Source organism: Marinobacter excellens LAMA 842 (genome assembly GCF_001574445.1).
Classification (GTDB): Bacteria; Pseudomonadota; Gammaproteobacteria; order Pseudomonadales; family Oleiphilaceae; genus Marinobacter; species Marinobacter shengliensis.
The window spans coordinates 1-6,890 of the sequence record NZ_LOCO01000044.1; the positions used below are offsets into that span (position 1 = coordinate 1).

General features: G+C 50.6%; 11 protein-coding genes. 9 read left to right on the top strand and 2 right to left on the bottom strand.

Annotation, left to right across the window (positions count from 1 at the left end; genetic code table 11):
* Positions 1–91: 91 nt before the first annotated feature.
* Positions 92–370, bottom strand: coding sequence for a hypothetical protein (locus tag J122_RS19740; protein WP_061333957.1), 279 nt, complete (start codon positions 368–370; stop codon positions 92–94).
* 290 nt (positions 371–660) lie between these two features.
* Here J122_RS19740 and J122_RS19745 point away from each other — a divergent pair, with 290 nt between their 5' ends.
* The 9 genes from J122_RS19745 (at position 661) to J122_RS19785 (ending at position 6,427) form a co-directional block, all read left to right on the top strand.
* A complete protein-coding gene (locus tag J122_RS19745; protein ID WP_061333976.1) occupies positions 661–1,194 on the top strand; it encodes a GNAT family N-acetyltransferase in 534 nt (177 codons plus the stop codon).
* 60 nt (positions 1,195–1,254) lie between these two features.
* Positions 1,255–1,641, top strand: coding sequence for a tautomerase family protein (locus tag J122_RS19750; protein WP_061333959.1), 387 nt, complete (start codon positions 1,255–1,257; stop codon positions 1,639–1,641).
* Between the two features lie 79 nt (positions 1,642–1,720).
* Positions 1,721–2,602 (top strand): class A beta-lactamase, encoded by an 882-nt coding sequence (gene bla / locus J122_RS19755; RefSeq protein WP_061333978.1) that lies wholly within the window; start codon positions 1,721–1,723, stop codon positions 2,600–2,602.
* Positions 2,603–2,694: 92 nt separating this feature from the next.
* Positions 2,695–3,009, top strand: a complete 315-nt coding sequence (locus J122_RS19760; RefSeq protein WP_061333961.1) for a hypothetical protein — start codon at positions 2,695–2,697, stop codon at positions 3,007–3,009.
* Position 3,010: 1 nt separating this feature from the next.
* A complete protein-coding gene (locus J122_RS19765; RefSeq protein WP_061333963.1) occupies positions 3,011–3,511 on the top strand; it encodes a hypothetical protein in 501 nt (166 codons plus the stop codon).
* 146 nt (positions 3,512–3,657) lie between these two features.
* Positions 3,658–4,131, top strand: coding sequence for a signal peptidase I (gene lepB / locus J122_RS19770; RefSeq protein WP_227510313.1), 474 nt, complete (start codon positions 3,658–3,660; stop codon positions 4,129–4,131).
* Positions 4,132–4,328: 197 nt separating this feature from the next.
* On the top strand, positions 4,329–4,871 hold the full coding sequence (locus J122_RS19775; RefSeq protein WP_061333966.1) for a DinB family protein: 543 nt from the start codon (positions 4,329–4,331) through the stop codon (positions 4,869–4,871).
* Positions 4,872–4,942: 71 nt separating this feature from the next.
* Complete coding sequence (locus J122_RS19780) at positions 4,943–5,845, top strand: glycosyltransferase (protein WP_061333969.1); 903 nt, start codon at positions 4,943–4,945, stop codon at positions 5,843–5,845.
* 45 nt (positions 5,846–5,890) lie between these two features.
* Entirely contained in the window at positions 5,891–6,427 is a 537-nt protein-coding gene (locus J122_RS19785; protein ID WP_061333972.1) for a zf-TFIIB domain-containing protein, read from the top strand.
* An 81-nt stretch (positions 6,428–6,508) separates the two neighbouring features.
* On the opposite strand, the gene J122_RS19790 is transcribed toward J122_RS19785, so the two are convergent.
* Positions 6,509–6,890 (bottom strand): transposase (locus J122_RS19790; protein ID WP_227510314.1); only part of this gene is annotated, 382 nt, incomplete at its 5' end.

The window sequence follows — 6,890 nt, forward strand, 5'->3', positions numbered from 1 at the left end:
AAGAAGAGAAACCCCGCGTCGCTACGCTCCGATGGGTGGCAGCCTTGCTCCGGTCCGGGTGGCAGGCTTCACATGGAATGGGTGGCAACCTTCAGCGGTTTACGCACTGAACCAATATTATAGGCATCAGGGCCAAAGCGATGCCCCAAAACACCACAGCCTTTGCCCTCCCCCGCTGATAGTAATATGACGCAGCCCATAACAGTGCACTGACAACCAAAACAATCAGGTACAAAAATACTGCGTAAACCCCGACACCCTCCCCAGCAACAATGAACCGGCTGAAGATATAAAAGATCCACGCTTGCACGGTCGTAGTCAGCAGCAACGCCGCCGGATATAGAGCTTTGCGCAGCATCAATGTAATCATTACCATACTCCCAATTGGTAGAGCTCCTCGGCAAGTTTCCGCCGTCGCTCATATCCATCTCCAGAGGGATCAGCGTAATAGAAATGTCCTTCTGAATCCGGCATCTGGCTCGCAAGTAACGGCAATTCCATGAAAAGCTCGATTACGCTCATTCCGGCGCAAATTGGGCCTCCATGTTCATCGAGATCGGGTTTTCGAGCATTAAGGGCTGGTTTCTCCCACTTATCACGTGCGAGTTGCCCCCATCGAGAACAAACGCCGGCCCCACGAGACTGCACAGGGAAAAATCAGTGCCATTGTTTGAAACAGAGAGGTTGGTTGTAAGAAAGCTCTCCCATCAAGACATTCCGGTGCTCACCACAATGCTCAGTGATCCGGAAGTCATGAAGTTTTCCGTTCGTGGAGTTTGCGACGAAGAAGCTACCCGAAAGTTCGTTGATTGGTGCCTTGAGTGTTACGCCTCTCATGGAATCGGGCCATGGGCTCTGTATGAGAAAGAATCAGGCGAATTTATCGGCTTCTGTGGCGTTGGGCCGGAGTTGGTTGGCGAAGTTGAAGAAATCAATCTGGGTTATCGCCTGGCGCGCAGGTTCTGGCATCATGGGTATGCGACAGAGGCTGTCAAAGGTGTTCTCCGGTATGCTTTCCGGAAAAAACACTGTGAGTCGGTCATTGTTATTATCGAGCCGGAGCATACAGCCTCAGTTAGGGTAACGGAGAAGGTTGGGTTCGGAGACTACGCGCTTCAAGAGTTTCATAACCGACTGGTGCGGGTGTATCGAATGACATGCGAAGATTGGGCATTGCACAACAAATTGTTGTAGTGCGCCCATTACCACTGGTTTTGGGAGATAAGGACATCCGTAAACATTGCAGGAGGCATCGTGATAGTCATCTATGGAATCAAAGAACATCTTAATCCGATCAAGGCTCAGCTCTCCGAGGTGATTCACGGATGTATGCAGTCCGTACTCGGTATGCCGGAAGACAAGCGGGCTCATCGTTTTATCCCCATGGAACCCGAGGACTTTTATTACCCCGGGGGCCGGACGCCCGCCTACACGGCCATCGAGATTAATATGATGCAGGGCCGAACGCCCGAGACCCAGAAAGCCCTGATCAAGGCGCTCTTCAGCAAGATTGAGTCCGTGATTGGCATCTCACCCGTGGATGTTGAGATCACGATCAAGGAACAACCGCCCCACTGCTGGGGCTTTCGTGGTATGACTGGAGATGAGGCTCGCGACCTTAAGTACTCGATCAATGTGTAACGATGTGGTCATCGGGATGCTGGACTTCCCGGGATTCGTTGACCACTACACATAGCCTATGATGAGGGTTGAACCGTTGATGATATTTCAAAAGCTTATCGCAGCTACTTTACTTACCCTGTTCACCTCAGTTGCCGCTGCTGACCAACATAACGCCCTGATTAAAACTGTCGAGAAAGTCGCTGACGACCTGGAGGCCCATGTTGGCTTTGCTGCTTACGACGTGGAATCGGGCCAGAGGTGGGAATATCACGCTGATCAGCGGTTTGCGATGTCCAGCACGTTTAAAACCCTGGCTTGTGCCGCCCTGCTCCATCAGGTCGATAGGGGACAGGTGAACCTCGGCAGAAAGGTGCATGTTTCAGAATCCGATCTCGTGACCTACTCCCCCATCACAGAGAAGCACGCTGATGGTGAGGCGATGACCCTGTCTGATCTTTGCGAGGCCACACTGACAACGAGCGATAATACGGCCGCAAATCTGGTTTTACGAGAATTGGGCGGGCCAGAAGCAGTAACCTCGTTTGCGAGGCATTTGGGAGACGACGTAACGCGTCTCGACCGGTGGGAAACGGAACTGAATGAAGCGTTACCAGGCGATAACCGAGATACCACAACGCCAAATGCGATGGTCAGGAATCTTCAAACCTTGCTGTTGGGTGACGCCTTATCCGAACCGTCCAGAGAGCAACTGCGTGATTGGCTCGAGGGCAACCAGGTTGCGGACGGGCTTTTTCGGGCTGCTGTACCAGAGGGCTGGACTGTCGCAGATCGAACCGGGGCGGGAGGTTTCGGGTCGAGGTCTATTACGGCCGTCATCTGGCCACCTGAGCGCCAACCTATCATTGTGGCGCTGTATCTGACTCAGACGGAGGCTTCCTTCGAAGAGCGGAATGCGGCAATTGCTGAGATAGGTGAAGCGATTGTGTTGACGGTGCCGTTTGCCCCCAGCCGCCGCTAAGGGTTCATCTATGGAGTTAACTAAGCGGGCTTGATAGAATTTTCGTGGCATCGGGATGATGCCATTGAGTCATTTGCGAAAAGGAAAAGGGAATGAGATCAGACGACAGGGAATATGTAGCTGCAGTAATCAATTTTTTCTGGCAAGGTTTAGCTCAGCCTCACTCGGTAAACGAACACGCCGCAAAGGTAATGTACGAAGCCCTCACAGAAGCTCAGTCATGTACTGCATCAATGGATTTAGTACCAAGACCGACTTACACCCCAAGCATTAATTACATCATCAAAGAAATAGTAAAGATTGGCCAGAGAATAATGTCTGGAGATACCTCGCTCTACAACATGTGTCGAGATCAGGTTTCCGCAAACTATAAAACTCATATTCGCGCGGCATTGTGGGGTATTTAATATGAAAAAGGCTTTTATTTTTTTATTTATATTATTTTTTCCTTTCTCATTAACCGCAGATGAAAGTCGTTTGCGCGTGGTTTATGGAAATCTTGATTTTTATGTTCCGAACAACCCGCTACTCATAGGATACCTTGGAACAGATAGCGAAATTTTAATCGCGAAGTACAGCGTTGAGCCCGGTAAGAATATCGTTGGTTTTAGCCTTGATAAAGAGATAAATACAGGTGGCTGTAGCCCGGAAGTCTTCTTTAGATCTGTTTTAGGGAAAAATGAAGCTGGGTGTGATATCAGAGCCATTGACTCATTTCGATATGTTTTTATGAGAAACAGGGATTCAGGAGTCTGGTCGGGTAGCGATAAGGATTTTTTCTACTTTATCGGTCCAGACAAGTCTACTGTATTTATGACCCAAAATAACAATGATAATGAGACATTCAAGATAGAATCCAATTTTTTGAGCAAGGAAAAAATTAAGGATATTTTCTCTAGCCATCTTTAGTTATCTAAATTTCATTTTAAATAATGCTCAAGCGCCAGTAACCTCGGAAGGCACGGAGACTGGCGCCTGCGAGGCCACTCCTCAGACTGGCATACGACAATCGTTATTTGCTCAAAGGAATATCAATGAGGGTAAGTTTAGTTCTGATGATCATGGTACTTTTTAGTGCGCCCACCTCCGGGCGAGAGTTCATTCAGACCGGATCATCCATGGAACCCACGATAAAGGACGGACAAAAAATTGAGATTGGGATTCTTTCTTCGTTTAGCTATGAACCTAAACGCTGGGACGTTGTTGCATTAAAAAACCCTCGGCAATTCAATTTATTGATTTTTAGAATTGTTGGCCTTCCTAACGAAACAATAAGGCTAGAAAAGGAAGGAGTCTATATCAACGACGAAATGGTAAGACTTCCGGAAAATCTTGTTCAATCTGGGGTGCACTATTTGCCAGCATCGGCTATCGCGAAAAATAAAAATTATACAAAAAACCTATATACAACAAGAGAAGGAGAATACTTCCTCCTCGGAGATAACACTTTTAACGCTAACGATAGTCGCTTTCAGCTCGGCATCGTCCGTCGAGACTCAATACTTAATAAAGTTGAAGGCAGCTTTTAAACAATGCAGAACCAAACCATCAGATTCATTTTGCACTTCCCCACATCGGTAGGCACACTCCACCTTGCGAACACAAAACCGGCGACGGGAAAACGAGTTCAAGGCGCTTGCCAATGCGCGTGGCAGTGACCACTCGTCATAACGGGCGTTGCAACCTGATGCAGCAAAGTTGGCACTCTGAATGAAACGGAATTCCAATTAACGTGAAAAACCATTTTGAATTGCTCGCCGCATACAATCAGTGGATGAACGTAAAGGTCTATGAGGCGGCGGGAAAGCTGTCAGCCGACGAATTAACGAAAGACCGCGGCGCTTTCTTTGGCTCGATCCTGGGCACCCTGAACCATATTCTCGTTGGCGATACCATCTGGCTCAAGCGTTTTGCTACCCACCCGTCGTGCCAGGAATCGCTGCGAGGAGTCACGGGCCTTGATACTCCGACTAGCCTGGACCAAGTTCTCTTTGGTGATATTGAGCGCTTAACTGAGCATCGAATCTGGCTGGATCGACAGATCATCGATTGGATAGCTCAGCTTACCGAAGAAGACCTGGATGTAGTTCTCACCTACCACAACACCAAAGGGGTTCCGGCAAAAAAGCGGTTTTCGAGCCTGGTGCTTCATTTCTTCAACCACCAAACTCATCATCGTGGGCAGGTGTCGACGTTGCTGTTCCAGGCAGGGGTGGATATCGGGGTGACTGATCTATTGGTTCAAATTCCAGCAGAGTCTCAAGCATGACCCATCGCTTTAGTTCCGCGGCCTCCCCTGCGGCACCTCAGCCCCGCGATGGACACCAATAAGGACAGCTTGTGCCTGCGTCAGCCCCTCTGGTCAGCATCATCACACCCACCTTCAACCGTAAGCGCACCATCACGCAAGCGGTCGAGTCTGTGTTGGCCCAGTCTTATCCCCACTGGGAGCTGATCATCGTTGATGATGGCTCCCAGGATGGCACCAGCGAGAGTCTGGCCAGTTACCTGGATGATGACCGCATCCACTACCATTTTCAGGAGAACCAGGGCCAGAGCATTGCCCGGAATCTGGCGCTTCAGTACGCCCAGGGAGAGCTAATATGTTTTCTCGATTCTGATGACCTGTGGGTTCCAGAGAAGCTGGAGCGGCAAGTGGCGCTGATGGGGGCTCACCCGGAGGTGGACGTGCTTCACAGTGATGAAATCATGATCGATGAACAGGGCCGCGAGTTGTCCCGCAAGAATATGCGCCGTTACTCCGGGCGGATTGCCCGGCAGATGCTGGTGGACAACAGCGTGAGCATCAACACGGTCATGGCGCGGCGGGAATGTTTCGATACCATGGGCGGGTTTTCCGGCCGTTACGGCGTTGCCGACGATTACGACATCTGGCTGCGTTTTTCAGCCCGGTTTACGTTCCATTATGTACCCGAGTATTGGGGCTATTACCGGGTGATGGCAGATCAAATTTCCAGCGACAAAGAACGCCGATTTGCTGCCAACGAAGCGATCATTCGTGATTTTATCGAGGAGTACGGAAGCACGCTCGAACCCGGTGACATCCGCTGGGGTCTGGCACGCTTCTATTGCCGGAAAGCCCGTCATTTTGCATCAGTAGGAGACTCTGCGACGGCCTGGGGCGCGGTTGCTCAGGCGTTGCGGTATGCTCCCCTGGATTCGGTGGTATGGCGCGCGGTTTATCGGGTGATATTTCCCCGCCGTGGTGCGAGACAAGATTAACATTGGCAGCCTCTCAGACTGGCTTTCATCAAAAAAGGAATGACCATGAAATGCCCCAAATGCAGAACCACTGACCTGAAACCCACCAAAATTGAGGATGGCCTCCCTGTTATGGGTTGTCCAGGCTGTGACGGCGCCTCTCTGTCACTGCTCTACTACCGCGACTGGGCGGAAAGAAATGAGCCCGTCGAGCAGAGCGATCACTTTGATGCAGATGTAACCGTCGAGAACGATGCTAAAACCGCCCTCTCCTGCCCCAAGTGCAGCAAGCTGATGACCAAGTACTCGGTATCCAGCGAGCACAAGAACCGTATTGATCTTTGCGGTTTCTGTGATGAGGCCTGGCTGGATGGCAGCGAATGGACGTTGCTCAAATCCCTCGAGCTGGCACACAAACTTCCCAAGGTCTTTACCGACCAATGGCAGCGAAAGGTGCGGGATGAAAAAATGGAGAGCAAAAAAGTCGACCGTTTGAAGAGGCTGGTTGGGGAAAGCGATACCGCAAAGGCCGTAGAAGTCAGGGATTGGCTGAAGAACCACGAGAGAAAGATGGCTATTGTTCAGTTTATTGGCTCGGAATAACGGTGGCGCGGTTATCGCGCCACCTTGAGCACACTCGTTGTGAAGGAGCCTGTAAATAAATCTGTGTAACTGCCCACCCCATTACAGGTGGCCGTCCAGGCGGTCACCGAATTCGATAATAAAGCGATTCAATGCCGGCTTCCAATCACGGATCGGCATGGTCCATTTCTTTGAGGCCTGCTGGATCGCCAGGAAGGCCACTTTCAGGGCCGAATCATCACTTGGGAACAGCTTCCGGCGCTTGGTCGCTTTGCGGATCACGCTGTTCAGCGACTCAATGGCATTGGTGGTATAGATCACCTTCCGGATCGCCGGCGGGTACTCGAAGATGGTGATCAGGTTATCCCAGTGGCTTTGCCAGGAGCGGCGATTTTCAACCCAGTTGTCCAAATGACCGCGTTTAAGCGGCCAATTTATTACGCTCAATTTCCTGCAATTTGCCAGGGTTGAGCGAGACCGGTCC

Excerpts from the sequence above, each read along its gene's own strand:
- lepB (WP_227510313.1), top strand. The coding sequence starts at position 3,658 with ATGATCATGGTACTTTTTAGTGCGCCCACCTCCGGGCGAGAGTTCATT.
- J122_RS19785 (WP_061333972.1), top strand. The coding sequence starts at position 5,891 with ATGAAATGCCCCAAATGCAGAACCACTGACCTGAAACCCACCAAAATT.
- J122_RS19765 (WP_061333963.1), top strand. The coding sequence starts at position 3,011 with ATGAAAAAGGCTTTTATTTTTTTATTTATATTATTTTTTCCTTTCTCA.
- J122_RS19760 (WP_061333961.1), top strand. The coding sequence starts at position 2,695 with ATGAGATCAGACGACAGGGAATATGTAGCTGCAGTAATCAATTTTTTC.
- bla (WP_061333978.1), top strand. The coding sequence starts at position 1,721 with ATGATATTTCAAAAGCTTATCGCAGCTACTTTACTTACCCTGTTCACC.
- J122_RS19740 (WP_061333957.1), bottom strand. The coding sequence starts at position 370 with ATGATTACATTGATGCTGCGCAAAGCTCTATATCCGGCGGCGTTGCTG.